A 20,328-nucleotide genomic window follows, 5' to 3' on the forward strand; every position below is an offset into this window, starting at 1 on the left:
TTACTTATTTTCTATCGCAATAACATCTGTGATCTTACTCGTCTTATAGTCAAATGTTATACTGCCATCAGCAGTACTCTTCATCCGTTTCAGGATTTGTTTATTCACAGAAATAGTATAATAATTATCACCTTTCAGATCATTAATCAGATATTTATTTAAACCAGTGGAAGACTGGCTCCACAACATATTATCCTGGGAAAAGTTTTTTATTTCCAACGCGAGTGTACCCGTAGTTTCAACTTTCATAGAAGCTGTGCCATTATTACCATTAAAATATAACAACTCATTATCTGAACCATAAAAACCAAAATCTCTTTCACTAACTATCTTAAACCGTCCATCAGATATAGCATACTTATTCATAGCAAGATCTATCAATAATACCTGTCCCCTGAAATTATATTTTAACTGCGTACCTGATAACTGTTGTGTAATATGTGGATTAAGATAAAACCTGTTATACAAAGGATTTATTCCATAAATCGCCTGATACAAACCAACAACGGAAAGACTATTCCCGGAAAGAATATCATCTCCCAATCCATCCTGGTTCACACGTCCATACCGCTGAAAAGCAAGACCATCTTTCGCATATTGTGCCAATACATTCTTTACATATTTTAATGCAAGTTCGGGTTTGTAAGATGCATAGGCTTTTACGCCCAGGGCCCCCCAGGATAAAAACAGATCTCCGTTTTCGTAATTAGGGAAAGGGAATTGCCAGTCATTACCTTCGCCCTTATTATAACTATACATGCAAATAGGCCAGAAGAATAACTGTTCTTTTTGCATCTGATATTCTATCGTATCTAAAATAGTTTTTGTCCTTAATTTATTATCACAAATACCATAACCTATGGCCATGAAATTTACGGGTGTTACCATGTTATTTCCATGAACAGAACCGTCTTTATCCCGCCAGTGAATATAGCATGATTTGTTACCATCCCAGAATCCGCCTTCACTAACAGGCTTGTTAAAACTGGCTTTCAGCTTTGCTGCAAACTGCTGATAATAATAAGCTTTCTCTGTATTTCCCAGCTGTTGCTCAATATCTGCCCATAGGGTTAAAGCATGATATAGTTTTGCATTTACAAAGGCATTTTCATAAGATGCCCAGATGATATCTATCCAGTCACTGCTCTTTTTCTCAGTATGATTATCATTGATCATTTCTACTAATCCATTATTATTAGTATCTCTTTTCAGTAGCCAGTCAAGGGCTTTTTCACAGGATAGCTGATGTGTCTTCACCCATGCCTTATCGCCGGTCTGGTCATATAATTCTGCTACATTAGCAACAAAATCCGGATTAGCATCCAGTAAATATCCCCATTGCGCTTCGTAAAAACCTTTATCTGTCACTTCTCCCGGCATCATGTCTTCATTCGTATAAGCCCATCTGGACCATACTCTTCCATCCGGTTTAATCGCATTATCCCTGTAATAATCCAGGCATTGCTGATAACCGTTTAAATATTTTTGATCATTAATGGCCAGTCCCATCTGGGCTATATATTGTTCGTGCAAACAGATTGGCCCATAGGGGGTATGCCAGCTGTTTCCTCCAAAATGTTCTTTATCAATAACGCCTATTCTTGCAATCGTATTTAATACAGCACTTACCTGATCGCCATTAATCCCAACGAATTTGCCACGCCCATATTTATCGTTAAAGTTGAAATAAGAAAGTGTAATGCTTTTGTGACCAGATCCTACATTAACAGGTGCCCAGACATCTGTTCTGTCGCGGATATATCGCCTGCGGTTAGTACCCGAATCATAGCGCAGCCGGCCAGCGGATAAAGCGATGCTGTATGAAAGTTTATCATCAACACGACTGTAACTCATTATTGCACCAGGCTCATTAACAATAACGCTTAAACCATTGTTGGTCTTACTATTCCAGAAATCAGAAGAGTTGCTGTGAACACCATAAGTATCGGACGACTTATTAAAAAGATAAAACCAGGCAAGTCCGCCATATCCCTGATAGGCGCCTTCCCAGGTATTAATGCTTTTGAACATAAAGAGAGGTAATCCCACTTCTTCTGCTGTTATATTATTTGACATTTTTCTATCAATATCAAATTTGATATCCTTTGCCGTTACTGTAAACTTCCATGTTTCGAATATTTTATCACCATATTGGATATTGCATGTTATTACATTATCACGGAGTTGTACCAGAGGATAAGAAGAAAGCTGCAGTGTAGAATAAGTTTTCTTATCTGTTTTAATGAATGAATAAATACCTGCGGGATCAAGTACCTGCTGGCCATTCAACACCAATGAAGAGATAATGGCCTTTTTATTATAATCAAGCGTCATCTGCATTTTTTCATTACCAAACAGGATCTGCCTGTTTAGTATATCGTTTTTTATAACGGGCTGGGCTAAACACAGAACAGGAAACATGATAAGTAAAAGGAACCATTTCTTCATAACCAGCAATAGGGTTTGTTAAAGGTCAAATATCGGATCTTTTTTCAGGATTGTTAATCTCCTTTTGGAGTTTGATGGCATCGGCATTCTCCGGATCCAGTTTTAAAGCCTGGTTATTGGCTGTTTTTGCGGCATCAGGATTTCTCATCTTTAAGCAGGCTTTTGCCTCAAGATACCAGGTATAGGAGGAGGCCGGGTATTTTGCAGTTATTTCTCCTGCCAGTGTTATACTTTCTGATAAACGATTAAGGTCGATCATCATGCTGATAGCATTGTTCCAGTCGATGACCGTAAACTCCTTTACCGGGTAAAGCTTACTGATATAAGTATCATAGTATAAACAGTAAAAAGCAGAGAGGTTTTGTTTCCATGCAGGTTCACCTTTGATAGCGGCTTTGATAACAGCGATTGCTTTTTGTTCCTGTCCCAGATAAAGCCAGGCCTTGGCGATTTTTGGATATATTCCATACCAGCCATTCGTTTGTACAATGGCTTTTTTCAGCAATGTTTCCCCGCGTTCCTTATTCCGTTGTTCTATTGCGTAGAAAGCCTGATTGAGTGTAATACGGCCGTAATGATAGTTTAACAATCGTTGGAGATCGCCAAAAGGGTCGCGGGAATGGTCGACCCGCAGGTCAATCTGGTTAAACCACTCATTTTTAGTGCCTTTAACGAGTAATGCTGCGGATTGCTTACCACTTATCTGGCCGCCTGCATTTTCACCGGCTATCAGGCTTTTTAGCAGTCTTTCCGCCAGTGTACCTTCGCTATGTTCAAAGGCATCCGCCATATCATGGAGTACATTGGGGGCTAACTGGTTGCCCATCACCACGTAATATTTCCCGGAAAGGTCGGCAGCGCTGCCTTTCCAGTATTTAAGCGAAGACCCGGTAAAAGCAAATACATGGCCGCTGCTATCGATACCTGAGACCTGGCGGGTATCAGCATCCATATCTGATTGTTTAGTGAACAGGATGGCTTCCTGAATGGTTTTGCCCTGTGCTAACTGCTGAAAACCATTGATCGCATATTGAGGTTCCGTTTCTGCAATACAGGAAAAAGCGCCTATACCAGGGGTGATATAACAGGTGGAATTACCCACATATATGTTATTGGTGGCAACTGCGATACCCCATTCCTTTGCCTGCGGATCATAGGCTGTAATGCTGAAGGTGGAATTAATATTGCGGTTCAGCAACAGACTTGGCAGATTTTGTGCATGACAAAAGACAGGTAACAATAAAAGGGATGTCAGTAGTTTCCTTCTCATAGGATAAAGTTTTAAATAAAAAGCCTAAATATTTCACTAATTTTAAATATGTGCGAAAACCTTATGTTATGTTTATTACTTCCGGTTTTATTATCCTGCGGAGGTATTCCTGAGGAAAGAATGGCCATTCCTATTGATTCCAGTATATCTGAAACTATTGATACTATCAGAACGGACACCACAGATATCCAAACAGGCAATACGGACCCGTCAAAGCTTATCGCATACTCCCAAACACTGAAAGGCATCCCTTACAAATATGCGTCTACTGATCCGGCAGCAGGATTCGACTGTTCCGGGTTCATCACTTACGTCTTCAACCATTTCGGTATAGAAGTGCCAAGGACCTCTGTGGACTTTACCGATAAAGGAATACCCATCAATCTCAGCCTCTCAAAACCCGGCGACCTGATTCTTTTTACTGGTACTGATAGCACTATCAGAACAGTAGGCCATATGGGTATCATTACTCACACCGGTGATAGCATCGTTTTCATACATTCTACTTCCGGGAAAGCCTATGGTGTAACGGAAACAACGCTCAACCCTTATTATATGGGAAGATTCATGAAGGTAATCAGGGTGTTTGAATAAAGTTATAATCAGGCTATATATTCCTTCTTAATCCCCAGTTTTTTCATCTTTGATTTCAAGGTGGAAGGAGGAATATTCAGTACTTCAGCTGCGGCCCCGGCTCCCCATATCCTTCCATTGCATTTTTTTAAAACCGTGATAATATAATCCCGTTCATTCTCATGGATCGTCTTCATACGTACTTCTTCAACAACAGTTTCCGTTTTCCGGGAGACAGGTATCAGCGCATCTTCTATAGTGGTTCCACTTGTAAGCAATACACTTCTTTCTATTACATGTTCCAGTTCACGAATATTGCCAGGCCAATGATAAGCCATCATATTCTTTAAGATCTTATCAGACAAGCCCGTGATTTTCTTTCCCGTCTTACGATTATAATAATTCATGAAATGATATGCCAGTGCAGGAATATCTTCCGTACGCTCCCTTAATGCAGGTAACACTATGGGGAAAACGTTCAGCCGATAATATAAATCCAGCCGGAATCGCCCTTCGGCTACTTCTTTCTCTAAATTACGGTTCGTTGCCGTAATGATACGTACATCTACTTTTATAGGGGTATTCGATCCTAAACGTTCGATCTCTTTCTCCTGTAATACACGTAATAGTTTTACCTGTAATTCCAGCGGCATTTCTCCTATTTCATCAAGGAATATCGTTCCTTTATCCGCCTGTTCAAATTTCCCTGTTCTCTTTTCTATGGCGCCCGTAAAAGCTCCCTTCTCATGACCAAATAATTCCGACTCTATTAATGAAGCAGGTAATGCCGCGCAGTTTATTTTAATAAATGGTTGCCCCTGCCTGGGAGATAACTGGTGTATACAATCAGCGATTCTCTCTTTTCCTGTACCAGTCTCACCCATAATAAGCACAGAAGTATCTGCCGGAGCCACCTGTATGATGTGATCAAATACATTCAGCAGGAGATGGCTTTTTCCGATGATCCCTTCAAACGCTTTTATGTTTGTTATTTCGGTGTTTTTAACTATGGTATTATGTACTGCCTCTTTTCTATCACTGATATCAGCAATCAGGATCTGCTCCAGTCGCCTGAATAAAGAAATATGATCTGCATGATAAGTATCAGGACGGCGGCTGTAAAAAGAGAAGTGAAAGAATGTTCCGTCAGGCAGATGTAAGGGAAATGAGAGATGAGATCTCATCTGAAAAGTACTGGCAATGAGCTTTTTTAAAGAGGGTTGTTTACAGATTTTCTCAAAGGCATCATCATTATACCAGATGGGAGTATTATCGATAACAGTAGCGGCGGATAAATTTATCACATCAGCCATTGTCAGACCTGTAATGGTCAATAACTCTTTGATTCGTATTGTCTGGTACTGATCATATCCTATACGCAGAAATCCAATATCCTCAATAGAATTAAATCCTGCCAGTATAAAATCAAAAGGGATATGCGACTGGAATGCCTTTCCTATTTCAGCGAGTTTCTGTTCCCAGCCTTTGTGCTCCGAGATAATTTTGGTCAGTTGCTGCTGCAGCGTTGATTCTTTATTCAATGCAGATTCCTGGAGATGATCATGACGATACTGCGCAATTTCCAGGGTAACCAACAGGTCTTTTTCCCGGAATGGCTTTACCAGGAAACCGGAAGGCTGGGTTGCTTTTGCCGCCATCAGCACTTCTTCGTTTGAATTAGCAGACAGATATACGAAAGCAATATTTTCATTCTTCAATTGTCGTGCAAGATCTATCCCTGTTAGTTTTCCTTTCAGGAAGATATCCAGTAATACTAAATCAGGTGTTGTTTGTTTCATGATCTCCTGTGCCTTTACCACAGAACGTGCGATGCCAATAACTTCATAGCCCGCCTTCACCAGTATTAACCTGAGATAATCAGCTTCCACAAACTGATCTTCGACGATCAATATTTTCTCTTTCATAAATTTAGTTTGTTAATGTAAGATCAAATGCAATACTGATAGATGTTCCATCATGATTAAAAATATTAAAATCCCCATCCATGTCCTCACTTAAGCCCTGCATAAGATTCATTCCCATAGAGTTTCGTGCATGTATATCAAACGCTGCAGGTAAACCAACACCATTATCCGTTATCGTCAATAATATTTTATGCTCCGATACCTGTGACAATGAAATAGTAATAATTCCTTCCCTGCTATCCGGAAAAGCATATTTAATGGCATTTGTAATCGCCTCATTTAATATCAGTCCAAGAGGGATACAATGTGATAAATCCAGTTCAATACGATCTATATATAGTTTGAACTGGATAGCCTGCCGGATATTAAAACTATCCCTGAGATAATCTACCAGTTCATGTATATAATCAGGTATATTAATGGCAGATAGATTATCCGACTGATATAATTTCTGATGTATCAGCGACATCGCATGTATCCTGTGCTGACTATCACTGATAGCCATTAATGCTTCTTCTGTTTTCAGATAACCGGATTGAGTTCCCAGTAAACCAATCACCATATGAAAGTTATTTTTTACCCTATGATGAATCTCTTTCACCAGCCAGTCTTTTTCTTTAATGAGATCTTCCAGAGAAGCATTTTTCTTTTGGATCTCTACCTGCTGTGCCTGTAATAATTTATGACTCCTGGCCCGGTGCTGCGTATGTTTATACAACAGGATGATAATAATCAGTAACAAAACAATTCCCGACAGTGTGAAATTTTTAATTACCCTGCTTGCACGTAACCGGCTATTCTGCAACTGTGCCTGTTTTGTAAGCAACTGAATATTCTGTTCTTTAAAGGCCAGGTCCTTATCTTTCTGCTCAATATTATACACGATTTCCAACTGACTCACCTGCCTGCTCTTTGATTCATTAAACAGGGAATCATTTAATGTTTTATAGAACTGATAATGAGCGATAGCAGAGATATAATTACCCTGGGTGGAATCCAGTTTGAACCACCATAAATGGTTAAGGGCTAAATTCATCAGTAAACCGGTTTTCTCCGTGAGCTTCAGGTATTTACGTGTTTCGGGATATTTATGTGTAGCCAGCAAAACAGGGATAACAGCACCATATAACAGACTGTTTTCTTCACTGTTCAATTCATACTTCTCAGATATGTTCAATAACTGTGTGCAGTATTTTTGTGCTACTGCATAGTTGTTAAGTTTTGCATAGATAGCAGTAAAACCCGAAACTATTCTTATCCGGCTGATAACATCTTCTGCGTTATATTCTTTTTCAATTTCGTGGAGAAAATGCAGGGCATCTATTGTTTTCCCCTGTCTTAGTAATACATGCGTAATATTAAAAGCTAATTCATGAACAGCATTATTATCTTTATATTTCTTCGCTACAGATAAGGCTTTCTGGAAATAGGTATTGGCTTTATCAAACTCATTCAGATTAAGATAAGTGATACCAAGACGGTTATAAATAGTACAGATCTGTTTACTGGAATCTCCTACCATCTCTGCTGTCTGAAGCGCCAGCAGACCATATCTGATCCCTTCTTTCTGATCTCCTGAGGCAGTAGATACAAATCCCAGTAAATCATATACACCCATCAATCGTAAGTAACCTATCTGCTGGTATATTTTTAAAGCCTGTTTAAGTGATTCCAGTGATTTTGAAAAATCCCCCTGTATCTGGTATAAATCTCCCAGCTCTTTAAATATATCTGCTTCTTTTTTCCGGCTTTTCGCTTTCTGAAATGCGTTCAGGGACAACTTCATTGCATGAATTCTTTCCGTAAGGCCATTCCCTGAAAATGAATAATACCCTGCCAGATCGAAATAGGCATCACCCAGTTCCATCAGGTAGTTATTCGCTTTGAAGATATCTATTGCTTTACTGGAAAAATATCTGCCTTTGGTGCTGTCTCCATTTACATGCACGATTTTGGACAACTGTTCATAACTGTTACCGATCCCTTTCTGATAAAACAGTGTATTACTGAGTTTCAGGGCAGCCAGTACATATAACGTGGCACTGTCCAGATCACTTTTTTTCCTGTTGTCTTTAAGGAAGTACTGATCGCTTAGTTGCAGTAATACATTCACGCGGGAAGTATCCTGCTGCGCTTTGGCCGATATAACAATTCCTGCCATCAGGAAGGTATATAACAGCAGCTTTAGCGATTTCTTCATACCTAAATATACCGTTTTATTTCGTGGTTTCAATCGTACAACCGCGAAATAAAACAGTATATCATATAATGTATTTGTTGTAATTACTTGATAGTTAGTAGATTATTTGTTTGGCCTTTCGTTTGGCTATTATAAGCAATGGAAAACAACAAAATTCTCTTTATTACAGGTGCTTTTGTAAGCAGTAATTGCTGGGATGAGTGGAGGACATATTTTGAAGCCAGCGGATATACTACCATGGCGCCTCCATGGCCGCATAAGAATGCCCCGGCAGAGGAGCTTAGAAACCGTCAGCCTGATGCTGCAATAGCATCTAACAGGTTGCAGGATCTCACTGATTATTATGCGGAGATAGTCAGGCAGTTACCGGAAAAGCCTATACTGATTGGTCATTCTATTGGCGGTCTCATTGTGCAGCTTTTATTGCAACGTGGGCTGGGCATAGCAGGAGTTGCGATACATTCTGTTCCGCCGAAAGGGATATTCACATTGAAGTTATCTTTTCTGAAAGCAGGCTGGGGGGCACTGGGCTTCTTCACTTCCACGAAGAAATCTTATATGATGACTTTCAAACAATGGTGTTACTCCTTTACCAACGGCATGACTACCGAACAGCAAACAGCATCCTATTATAAATACGCCATACCGGAGTCAAAACTGATTGTAAGGGATACTGTTGGTAATGCTGCGAAAGTGAATTTTAAGAACCCGCATGCGCCTTTATTGCTGACTTCCGGTAGTGATGATCACTCAATACCTGCTTCTCTCAATTATTCCAATTATAAAAAGTATAAGAACAGTAATTCGGTAACTGACTATAAAGAATTCGAAGGGCGTAATCATTTTGTATTAGGGCAGCCTACCTGGCAGGAGGATGCGGAGTATATACTGGCATGGATCAAATCTAAAATCGTTTAAAACTAAATATATGATACCCAAACATTTATTGTTAGTAGCTTCTTTTTTTATGGTGCTAACTGTTACAGCAGCTGTTACCCCTGCATCTCCACCCGCTAACTTCAAAAGTGCAACAGCAGTGGTAAACGGTGTAAAGATTCATTACGTGATTGGTGGAAAGGGCGAACCCCTGGTACTAATCCATGGATTTGGCCAGAACTGGTACATGTGGAACCGCTTACTTCCTGAGTTATCAAAACATTTCACTGTTATCGCTCCTGATCTCCGGGGTGTTGGAGAATCAGACAAACCTGCCGGTGGATACGATAAAAAAACAATGGCAGTAGATATCCACGAATTAGTTACAAAACTCGGTTATCACAATATCAATCTTGTAGGACATGATATAGGGTTGATGGTCGCTTATGCCTATGCAGCGCAATTCGGGAATGAAGTTAAGAAGCTGGCATTACTCGATGCCCTGTTACCAGGAATAGATCCCGTATGGTCAGATTTCTCTAGCCGTGCGTGGTGGTTTGGCTTTTTCGCCCGACCTGTTGCCGGTGATCTTGTAAAAGGACAGGCAGGCGAATTCCTGACTGATTTCTGGCCGGTAGTGGGTCATATCAACAATGCTTTTACAAAGGAAGAGACGAATGAATTTATCAGGGCTTATTCCACTCCGGGAGCTACTACCGGCAGCTTCCATTGGTTTGGCGCTTTCCCGCAGGATGCAGAGGATAATCATGTTTTTATGAAGAATAAACTGCAGATGCCTGTCCTGGCAATGGGAGCAGAATATCAATCTGCCTCTTTCCTGGCGGATCATGTAAAAGTGGTAGCTGTAAATGTAACCGAAACCAAAATTATGGGAGCGGGGCATTGGATTGTACAGGAGGCTACGGATCAGGTGCAGAAAGGATTAATGGACTTCTTTATAAGTAAATAAAAACACATTGATGAAAACATTCCTTTTTTTGTTGCTCATAATATCTGCATTCAATATATCATCCTCCCGTGCGCAGGCAGCCCACAGTGGACAGCTCCGGATGACCCAACAGGAAATCATTGCAACAAAAGCAACTGATCCTTCTGCTCCTGGTTCCTCTAATTCATCAGCAGTGCAGGTGGTAGTTATTTTCGGAGATCCTTCCAAAGCAGGTCTTTATACCATCCTGTTAAAAGTAGCCGCCAATACACAAATCGCTGCTCACCTTCATCCGGATGCACGCGTTGGTACGGTAGTTTCAGGCACCTGGTATTTCGGTTATGGCGACAAGTTCGATAAAAGCAAACTGAAAATGCTTCCCACTGGTAGCGTGTATTCAGAAGTTGCTGATCAGAATCATTTCGCCATGACCAAAGAACCAGTTATCGTTGAGATCACCGGTTATGGCCCTTCAGGAGTCACCTACGTTAATGCGGCAGATGATCCTAAGAAACACTAAATTCTCATATAGGTAGATAACAAATGCAAAGCCCGCTCCAGCAGCGGGTTTTGTATTTATAAAAAATATCGTTTTAAATTTAATGATCTTTGTTCTTATCAATGAAAATTCCATGAAGATCAACTTTATCCTGATAACCCTCTTTTGTCAATTCCAGCTTTTTGCCCAACAGAAGCCTATCGGCATTACATTTAAAGCTTCTGCCAATAGTTTCCCCCTTGCAGCCAACGGCAAAGCTGCTACTATAATTTCTGATGTACAGGATGAAGAAGTTGTCAGCATCGCAGTAGATGCCTTAAAAAGCGATATTAGACAGGTTACGGGCGCAGAGATAACGAATGAGAAATACGCTGTAATCGTAGGCACTCTTGGCAAATCTAAAATCATTGACGAACTGGTAAGATTAAAAAAAATCCAGATCAGTAACATACAACACCAATGGGAAACATTTTCCATTAGTCTGGTTTCATCTCCGATGAAAGGAATTGACCAGGCTCTGGTCATCTTTGGCAGTGATCCAAGAGGCACCGCCTTCGGCGTATTCGAGCTTTCGAAAATGATAGGAGTATCCCCATTCGTATGGTGGGCAGACGTGACCCCGGAACACAGGGATGAGCTATATGTAACAGGCAACAAAAGTATCACAGGTCCGCCTTCTGTAAAATACCGCGGGATATTCATTAATGATGAAGACTGGGGATTACATCCGTGGGCCGCAAAACATATGGATACAACTATAAAAGACATCGGGCCGAGAACCTATCAGAAAGTATTCGAACTTATGTTAAGGCTGAAAGCTAATTATCTATGGCCTGCCATGCATCCCTGCACAAAAGCATTCTGGTACTATCCGGAAAATCCGGTACTGGCCAGAAAATACGATATCATCCTCGGAGCGAGCCACTGTGAACCATTATTAAGAAACAACATCTTTGAATGGGACCATAATTTTAAAAATGAATATGGCATAACAGCAGGGGAATGGCGTTACGATAAAAACAAAGAACAGATAGACAAATACTGGAACGACCGGGTATTACAATCCAGGAATAACCCAGCCGTTTACACTGTAGGCATGAGAGGGATACATGATGGCAGCATGCCTGGCCCAGGTTCCAAAGAAGAAAAGAAAACGCTGCTGGAACAGGTGATCGCCGATCAACGCAGAATGTTAAGTGATGGTTTGGGAAAATCTGCCGGTGAAATCCCTCAGATCTTTTGTCCGTATAAAGAGGTATTAGATTTATACAGATTAAACATGCGTTTACCGGATGATATCACACTGGCATGGGCAGATGATAACTTCGGATATATGCGCCAGTTATCCAACCCTCAGGAACAAAAGAGAAGCGGTGGCAGTGGGGTCTATTATCACTTATCCTACTGGGGGGCTCCCCAGGATTATCTATGGCTCTCTACCATATCTCCAACGCTTATCAGTTATGAACTCACAAAAGCTTACGAATTAAACGCCAGAAGACTCTGGGTCTTCAATGTAGGAGATATCAAACCCGCCGAAATGGAACTTCAGTTTGCCATGGACTTCGCCTGGGACATTCATAAATGGACGCCGGAGCAAGCTTCACATTACCCCGAATACTGGGCGGAAAATACTTTCGGTAAAGAATTCGCTAAACCTATTGGTGATATTAAAAAAGAATATTACCATCTGGCTGCTGCAGGAAAACCTGAACACCTGGATAAAATTCAATACACTAGTGAAGAGATAGAAAAACGTTTAGCAGATTATCAGTCTCTTGTTGCGAAATCACAGGCTATAAGCAAACTTATTCCCGCACGTTTAACAGATGCTTATTTCGAATTAATAGGTTATCCGGTAGAAGCTGCCTGCAGCATGAATGAGAAAGTATTGGGGAAATCAAATGAGGCATTTAAAAACATACAAATACTTACCGAAAAATATAATAAAGAAATTGCCAATGGTAAATGGGATGGAATGATGGATGATGCACCGCGAAGACTTAAAATATTCCAGACGCCGGAGACAATAACAACGCCCGAAATGATACAGCAATCCGTGATAATAACTCCCGCAGTTAACTATATACACAAAAGCAAAGAGCTAAAGAGTATAGAAGGCCTGGGTATTGAAAGCAGCGGTCTTACAGTCTGGCCTATGAAAATATATACAGACACTCCTTATGTGGAGTATAAAATGCTATTTCATAAGGGAGATAATAAAATAACCGTAAGATGTTTACCTGATTTTCCCCTGTATCCTGGGATGAAATTAAGATATGCTATCTCAATTGATCATGCAACGCCGGTATTTATAGATATCGCAACAGTTGCGGAATCCAAACCCTGGTCAGTAAATATCCTCAGAGGATATGCAGCAGGGGAAAGCGCCTACACCAGTGATGTCAGCGGGGAAAAGACAGTCCGCATTTATTTCCCGGACCCGGGATTGGTTGTCAGTGATATTGTGCAATGGTAGAACTTTAACAAAATTTATAATATTACAATCCTAAATTGCAATTATAAGTTTTTCACGCTGTATGCTACATCTGCAACAATTCAAAAAACACTACCACCACCGTCTGGTACTCGCTATCGACGATCTTCGTATCTCTCCCGGTATCTATTGGGTCAAAGGGGTAAATGGCTCCGGGAAAAGCACGCTGTTAAAAGCATTGGCTGGTATTTTACACTTTGAAGGAGACATAGTATTAAGTAACAGTCTGAATGTAAAAAGACAAACAAGGGCTTATAGGAGCCTGGTCAATTTCGCAGAAGCAGAACCTGTCTTTCCGCCTTATCTCAGCGGCCGGGAAATGACGGAACTGTTCATCAGCGCAAAAAATGGTACACAAGCCCAGGCGGAAGGTTATATCAGCAGCATGCAGATGCAGGATTATATAAACGATCCTGTAAGCACCTATTCCAGTGGGATGTTAAAAAAGCTATCCCTGGTGCTGGCCTTCATAGGAAACCCTTCTCTCATCCTTCTGGACGAACCGTTGATAACAATGGACAGTGCCTCTCTGCTGGTATTATATAAATGGATACGGGAGAGTAACGCCAGCTTCTTATTATCCTCTCACCAGGAACCGGAAGCCGGTAGTTTAAAAACCACTGGTACATTGCTGGTGGCAGAACAAACCCTTAAACTGGTTGAACCATGAAACAGCCATTGACGGTGGTATTAATGAGGATCTTTACTTATGGATTCTTCAGGATGCACGCAGGTATGCTGTTATTCATGTTTGTCACCTTCATCAGCTATTGCTTTTTCATCAATACACTTGGAGCAATACCGCAGGACTGGATGGCATATTTTCAGCAACTGATCACTATTACACTGGTCAGCAATCCGTTGATCATGTGTCTTTTCTTCATAGTCTGCCTGATTTATAATATAAAGAGCTGGCAATATGTCTCTCTGCAATTATCTGGTACGGAACAGCAGTTCATCTATTACAGCAGTACTGCCATGAGCCGCAGTAAACAATTCCGGAGCTGGTTTTATATACAGTTGCTCATCAATATGCCTGCTTTTGTATACGCAGTATTTGCGCTTTTTATTGGTCTGATGTGGCATCATTACGTACTACCATTGGTGATATTCAGCTACCTGCTGTTACTTACTATTATAAGCGCCCTGATTTATGTACAATTGGCGAACCGTTTTGCAGATATGCCGCATCCAACAGTCATCCCTGGCCGCTGGAAGAAACCTCTCTTTACCCTTTTCATTTACCATATATTCGATAAACGCAAGCTCACATACCTGATCTCCAAAGCATTCATTATAATGATCATCAGTATCGGATTTGTAAGGATGCCGAACGACCTTCGTACTTCCGCTATTGCCGTATTACTGATTATCATGGTACATGCCCTGCTCATTTACCAGGAACATCATTTCGAGAAAGACTACCTGAGCTTTATGCGTAACTTCCCCTACGGCATAACACGTATCTACTTTTACTCCGTTCTCACCCATATCATCCTCTTATTACCTGAATTCACCTGGTTACTGACCGCATTCAAGCCCCTGGCAGGTATCGGTTTACTATTACTGGGTATCAGCATTGCACAATTACTGCGTAGTATCTGTTACCGGAACGGTAGTAGTATGCAGGTGTACCTGCCGGCTGTATTTGTTTTGTTTCTACTGTTGTTCTGGGGTATTATGTATGGTTATATGTTATGGTTGATACCAATAAACTTCATTTTATCTTTCTTCCTTTTCTATCGCGGTTATTTCCGGCAGGATTAGACATGTATACACTTTGTACATGCCTGTAATTGGTTTTTTCCCTCCCAATGGCTTTTCTTTACAGGCATGGAGGGAAACAAAGATAAAACCTGGTACTTACTGGAGGATGCACAATTATTCTCAAAATCATTATTATGGGACCTGCAACACCAGTATTTCAATGAAAAAGGTGTGGATGCATGGCGGGAAGGAGAAGTCCCTCACTACATCACCTCTAACCCAACAATCGCCAACAGTTACGCCGAAATAATATTCTCTTTTCTGCAGGACCAACATTTTATAACAGATGATGAACCTCTTTACATCTGTGAATTGGGGGCAGGTACCGGCAGGTTTGCTTTCCATTTTCTCAAACGACTACTATTATTATGTGAGCAAAACGGTATTGCTTCAACGTCCTTCTGTTATATATTAACAGACTTTACATCTGCTAATACCGCATTCTGGTTAGCTCATCCTTATTTCAGCGAGTACTTTGCGAAAGGACTATCAGATGTTGCTATATGGGATGTAAATCAGTCAGAACAATTGTATCTCCATTTCAGCAAAAAGAATATCAGCGTAAGTACACTAATCCGCCCACTTGCAGTAATAGCTAATTATGTATTTGACAGTGTTCCACAGGAGTTGTACTATATTGATGATAAAAGACAATGGTCGCAATGCCTGCTTTCTCTCATCACAGACAAAGACCCGAAGGAAATGAACGCGGCTGAAACACTGGCAAGCCTGCAATATAATTACCAGTACCGTTCGATAGAACAAGTACCACATGAAGAACCTTATCTGCAAAGAATAACAGACAATTACAAACGGCAGCTTACCAATACGCATATATTATTCCCCACAGCAGGTTTACACTGCCTGCACCGTATGAGAGCCTTGTCGAAGGAAGGTATATTATTGTTATCCGCTGACAAAGGAGATCCTTCTTTTACAGCACTGGAAAACAAACAGCTTCCCCGTATAACCTATCATGGCAGTTTCTCTCTGAGCGTAAATTATCATTCCTTTAAAACATATTGCGAACAAAACGGGGGAATCGCTTTATTCCCCGAAGACAAAGCGGCTTCAGTAAATGTAAACTGTTTATTACTCCTCAATGAACCAGATAAATATCTATCAACAAAACGTGCTTATCAACGGGAAGTATTTGATTTTGGTCCGGATGATTTTTATACTATCATCAGTCATCAGTATCAATACATAGATAATATGGAGCTGCAACAGATACTGGCTTATCTGCGATTCAGTTATTACGACAGCAGACTATTCCTGTATTTTCTCCCCCGTCTCATCACGCTGGCAGAAAAATGGGATGATAACGAGAGGAATATGCTTATTAAAGCCATTGCCAAAGTGTGGGACTCCCATTTTCCGCTTTTCGATACAACTGATCTTGCAGACCAACTCGCAGGGTTATTGTACCATATGAATGCATATGAAGCCTCGCTCATCTATTATAATCATTCAATGGCTATCTTTGGAGAAAATGCCGGCACGCTTTATAACATAGCGCTCTGTTATTACATGCTGGAACAGGATAATGAAGCTATTACCCTGTTAAAAAAAGTTATTGAAATGGATCCGGAAAATACTGAGGCTATGGATATGCTAAAATCAACCTTTAACATGTGAACCTTCTTTTGCTGGTAATTGGGTTTAGAGAGACTTATACAACACTCCCCGAACACTCTCACTACTCAAACTTGATGGAATAAGTATGCAACCTTTGTAAACTTTGGTCGTCTTTATAATAATCAGATACTATGAGAATATATTACATCCTTATGTTGCTTTTAAGCTGTTTGCCCGGTATTGCCCAAAATACCCCCGATTCATTGCAGGTAAACATAGATTCGATATTCAACGTATACACCAGGACCAACAGCCCGGGCGTAGCCGTTTTAATTGTAAAGGAAGGAAAGGTGATATTCGAGAAAGGCTATGGGATAGCCAACCTGGAATACGATGTCCCCGTTACACCCACCACTGTTTTTGATATCGCTTCAGTCTCAAAACAGTTCACAGGCTTTGCCATTTCAACATTAATACAGGAAGGGAAAATATCCCCTGATGATGATATTCATAAATACCTGCCTGACGTACCGCAGTTTGGCAAAACGATCACCATCCGTAATCTTATCCATCATACCAGCGGACTGAGAGACTGGCCCGCCACCTTACACGCCGCAGGCTGGCGCTGGGATGAAGCCTTCAGATACGAGGACATCATGCGAATGGTGCAGCAGCAACGGGAACTCGATTTTGATCCGGGTTCAAAATACTCGTATTCAAATACCGGTTATAACCTGCTGGCAGCCATCGTGGCCAAAGTAAGTGGTAAAACATTCCCGGAATGGATTGAAGAACATATCTTCAAACCTTTGAACATGCAATCCTCACAGGTATCAGCAGACTATTCAAAAGTGATCAAAAATCTGGCTGGCTCGTATTACCCCAGCGGTAATGGATATAATAAGAGTAATGATGCACTTACGGCTTATGGTTCCAGCTCTATATTTACAACTGTAGAAGATTTATCTAAATGGGTCATTCATTTTCAACAGTCGCTGGACCAGAAAGATCCTGTTTATGTAAGGATGATTGAAACGGATACACTCAATAACAAACAAAAGATCAACTACGCCTACGGCCTGGAAGTAAACAATAATAGTATCTCACACGATGGGGGATGGGCAGGTTTTCGTACCATCATCTCCAATTATCCGGATCAAAAAATTGCTATCATCCTGTTAAGTAATAACAGTGATTTCGATCCTTATTCCAATACGACCGCTATAAAAAAATTATTCATAAAGACTACACCTGCACCCGAACAAAAACGGGAAGACCTTAGCGCCCTGCCAACAGTGAACGTAGATACGTTATTATTGAAAAAATACACAGGTAGTTACCAGTTAGGGGTAGGGTGGTATGTCACCTTTACCCTTGAAAACGGGCAAATGATGGTACAGGCCAATGGAGAAGATAAATTCTCTACAGATGTAAAGTCTGATACTGTACTCTGGGTACCGGCCTATCATTCATCTGTTACCTTCAGGAAGGATGCGCTCAAATACCGCAACATCATAGCCCCAAGAATCATCCCTGTTAAAGTAACCCCTTCAGAACTGAATCAATACGCAGGTACTTATTACAGCACAGAACTTGAAACAGCCTACAGGTTTTCAGTAGAGAACGGTAAACTGGTGGCGCATCATATGCGTTTAGGCGACTTTACCTTTGAACCGGACTTTGTTACACAGGAGAGATTCAGCAGTAACAACGGGACTATAGACTTCTTCAAAGACAAACAAAAAAAGATAGCCGGCTTCAGGCTTACAAATGGAAGAATAAAAAATATACTTTTTAAGAAGACAGTGTTTACCGCTTTATAATATGGCACATAAAAGCCCCCAATCTTTGAAATAGATAACAATATCTATGATTAGGATAAAGCCCGGCCCCTGATTTCATAGTTACTTTGTAAAAAAAATAACATGAAACAGAAAACATGGTTTGTCACCGGTACATCACAAGGGCTGGGACTTGAATTAGTGCAACAACTATTAGCAAAAGGGTACAATGTAGCAGCTACTGCCCGAAATATCGATGTCCTTAAGAAAGCTGTAAATACATCTTCCAGCCAGTTTCTTCCTTTGGAAATGAACCTGCTGGATGATAACTCCATCAAGACAGCCGTTGATATAACCATCCGGCAATTCGGAAATATCGACTACCTCGTCAATAACGCAGGATATGGCCTCATCGGCGGCATAGAAGAATCTTCCAGGGAAGAAGTACAAGCCAGCTTTGATGTAAACGTATTTGGCTTATTAGGTGTTACAAGGGCCGTCTTACCACACATGCGTACTGCCGGGTCAGGACATATATTCAACATTTCTTCTGTATTCGGATTAATCGCCGGGGCTGGCTGGGGTATTTACTGTGCTTCTAAATTCGCAGTTGAAGGGCTTTCAGAAGCACTAGCCCAGGAAGTAAAGCCCTTTGGTATAAAAGTAACCATCATCGAACCAGGCTATTTCAGAACGAATTTCCTGAAAGGTGGTTCTTTCGCTTTACCAAAACAACAGAACGATTTCTATCCGGAAGTAACAGAAACAAAACGAAAACATACAGAGGATATCTCTGGAACACAACAGGGAGACCCTGTAAAAGGAGCGGCAGTGATTATCAGCACCGGGGAAAGAGCAGATGCCCCTCTTCGTCTTTTATTAGGTTCAGATGCCCTCCAGTACGCTAACTATAAATTAGACCTGCTAAGGGCCGATTTTGACGCTAACAAAGACATCACCCTGTCAACGGACTACCAATAACCCATCCCTGTATTTCGAAGGAGAAACACCCGTTTTCCTGTTAAAGAACAACGCAAAGTTTGCCTGTTCTGTAAAACTTAAACAGCTGCTGATTTCCTGGATATCCCAGTCAGTATATCTTAATAAAGCCTGCGCTTCATAGAGCAAACGATCCTGTATATGTGTTTTCAGGGTTTTACCTGTATGTTGTTTGATCAACGTATTGAGATAATTAGGATGGAGATGTAACTCCTGTGCAAATTCAGCAGCTGTTTTTAACCTGATCTTATCTGCAGGACTGTTAATCACAAAAGTAGCCTCCAGCAGATTGATGAAATCGTGCAGGTGCCGGTAGGTTTCATTCACCTGTTGATGGACCAGATGATTCCCTGCTCTTTTCCCTTCGAATAAAATCAGTTGTAATTGTAATCCAATAGCTTCCTTTTTATCCTCACGATCAGACCCATATTCCTGGTTGATTTCTCTGAAACAATCTTCTATTTTTGCAGACTCCTCCGTATTTAATGCTATCACAGATTTATCTGCTTTAAAAAACGGATAATTCCTGAGAGCATCCTGTAAATAAGAAAAGCTATTCAGGTAATCTAAATGAAACAAACAAAAATGTCCTTCATGATCTCCTGATTTATTCTTCCAGGATATGATATTATCAGGATGTATAAACGCAATCGCCGGTTTATTTATAACATATTCATTCAAGCCAATTGTAAGCACAGCTTCTCCTTTGGTAACATGCAATATCTTGTAAAACTTTCTTCTGTTGGGAGACATGTAATCAATAGGCGGATTTTCTTTTCTATTATAAATGTGAAATGATCTTTCCAGAAAATCCTGTTGTACTACAGGCGTAGCGCTACCTTCAAAAAAGAATGGCGTAAAATCATTAAGATCCAGTAGCGGAATAGAAGAAGAATTCATGCACTAAAGTTACATAATTATATACCTGAAAAAGAAGAGTGCTGGTTGTTATTGAGAGAATTTGCT

At 40.7% G+C, this 20,328-nt stretch carries 15 protein-coding genes; 10 read left to right on the forward strand and 5 right to left on the reverse strand.

What is annotated here, in order from left to right; genetic code table 11:
• On the reverse strand, positions 1-2,448 hold the full coding sequence (locus BMW86_RS29710) for an alpha-L-rhamnosidase-related protein (protein WP_089787166.1): 2,448 nt from the start codon (positions 2,446-2,448) through the stop codon (positions 1-3).
• Between the two features lie 25 nt (positions 2,449-2,473).
• Positions 2,474-3,718, reverse strand: coding sequence for a DUF1028 domain-containing protein (locus tag BMW86_RS29715; RefSeq protein WP_089787168.1), 1,245 nt, complete (start codon positions 3,716-3,718; stop codon positions 2,474-2,476).
• 63 nt (positions 3,719-3,781) lie between these two features.
• Between BMW86_RS29715 and BMW86_RS29720 the strand changes: the two genes are divergently transcribed.
• Complete coding sequence (locus tag BMW86_RS29720) at positions 3,782-4,312, forward strand: C40 family peptidase (RefSeq protein WP_177189436.1); 531 nt, start codon at positions 3,782-3,784, stop codon at positions 4,310-4,312.
• Between the two features lie 8 nt (positions 4,313-4,320).
• On the opposite strand, the gene BMW86_RS29725 is transcribed toward BMW86_RS29720, so the two are convergent.
• Both BMW86_RS29725 and BMW86_RS29730 read right to left on the reverse strand, forming a co-directional pair.
• Positions 4,321-6,216: a sigma 54-interacting transcriptional regulator gene (locus BMW86_RS29725; protein ID WP_089787172.1), complete on the reverse strand. Its 1,896-nt coding sequence runs from the start codon at positions 6,214-6,216 to the stop codon at positions 4,321-4,323.
• 4 nt (positions 6,217-6,220) lie between these two features.
• Entirely contained in the window at positions 6,221-8,416 is a 2,196-nt protein-coding gene (locus BMW86_RS29730) for a tetratricopeptide repeat-containing sensor histidine kinase (protein ID WP_089787173.1), read from the reverse strand.
• 138 nt (positions 8,417-8,554) lie between these two features.
• On the opposite strand from BMW86_RS29730, the gene BMW86_RS29735 reads away from it, so the two are divergent.
• The 9 genes from BMW86_RS29735 to BMW86_RS29775 all read left to right on the forward strand — a co-directional run bounded on the left by BMW86_RS29735 (position 8,555) and on the right by BMW86_RS29775 (position 19,344).
• Entirely contained in the window at positions 8,555-9,334 is a 780-nt protein-coding gene (locus BMW86_RS29735; RefSeq protein ID WP_089787175.1) for an alpha/beta hydrolase, read from the forward strand.
• 10 nt (positions 9,335-9,344) lie between these two features.
• On the forward strand, positions 9,345-10,262 hold the full coding sequence (locus BMW86_RS29740; RefSeq protein WP_089787177.1) for an alpha/beta fold hydrolase: 918 nt from the start codon (positions 9,345-9,347) through the stop codon (positions 10,260-10,262).
• 10 nt (positions 10,263-10,272) lie between these two features.
• Positions 10,273-10,761, forward strand: a complete 489-nt coding sequence (locus tag BMW86_RS29745; RefSeq protein WP_089787179.1) for a cupin domain-containing protein — start codon at positions 10,273-10,275, stop codon at positions 10,759-10,761.
• Positions 10,762-10,873: 112 nt separating this feature from the next.
• Positions 10,874-13,219 carry a glycosyl hydrolase 115 family protein gene (locus tag BMW86_RS29750; protein ID WP_089788252.1) on the forward strand — a complete coding sequence of 782 codons (2,346 nt, stop codon included), beginning with the start codon at positions 10,874-10,876 and terminating at the stop codon, positions 13,217-13,219.
• A gap of 61 nt (positions 13,220-13,280) precedes the next feature.
• The gene (locus BMW86_RS29755) at positions 13,281-13,907 is read left to right on the forward strand and encodes an ABC transporter ATP-binding protein (RefSeq protein WP_089787181.1); all 627 of its coding nucleotides are present in this window, start codon (positions 13,281-13,283) and stop codon (positions 13,905-13,907) included.
• Positions 13,904-15,004 carry a hypothetical protein gene (locus tag BMW86_RS29760; RefSeq protein WP_089787183.1) on the forward strand — a complete coding sequence of 367 codons (1,101 nt, stop codon included), beginning with the start codon at positions 13,904-13,906 and terminating at the stop codon, positions 15,002-15,004. The genes BMW86_RS29755 and BMW86_RS29760 overlap by 4 nt, the downstream gene beginning before the upstream one ends.
• 66 nt (positions 15,005-15,070) lie before the next feature.
• A complete protein-coding gene (locus BMW86_RS29765) occupies positions 15,071-16,642 on the forward strand; it encodes a tetratricopeptide repeat protein (RefSeq protein ID WP_089787185.1) in 1,572 nt (523 codons plus the stop codon).
• Between the two features lie 131 nt (positions 16,643-16,773).
• Positions 16,774-18,405 (forward strand): serine hydrolase domain-containing protein, encoded by a 1,632-nt coding sequence (locus tag BMW86_RS29770; RefSeq protein WP_089787187.1) that lies wholly within the window; start codon positions 16,774-16,776, stop codon positions 18,403-18,405.
• Between the two features lie 102 nt (positions 18,406-18,507).
• Positions 18,508-19,344 carry an oxidoreductase gene (locus tag BMW86_RS29775; protein ID WP_089787190.1) on the forward strand — a complete coding sequence of 279 codons (837 nt, stop codon included), beginning with the start codon at positions 18,508-18,510 and terminating at the stop codon, positions 19,342-19,344.
• On the opposite strand, the gene BMW86_RS29780 is transcribed toward BMW86_RS29775, so the two are convergent.
• A complete protein-coding gene (locus tag BMW86_RS29780; RefSeq protein ID WP_089787191.1) occupies positions 19,327-20,262 on the reverse strand; it encodes a helix-turn-helix domain-containing protein in 936 nt (311 codons plus the stop codon). The two genes, BMW86_RS29775 and BMW86_RS29780, sit on opposite strands and share 18 nt — an antisense overlap.
• Between the last annotated feature and the right edge of the window lie 66 nt (positions 20,263-20,328).

Source organism: Chitinophaga sp. YR573 (assembly GCF_900110995.1).
Classification (GTDB): domain Bacteria; phylum Bacteroidota; class Bacteroidia; order Chitinophagales; family Chitinophagaceae; genus Chitinophaga.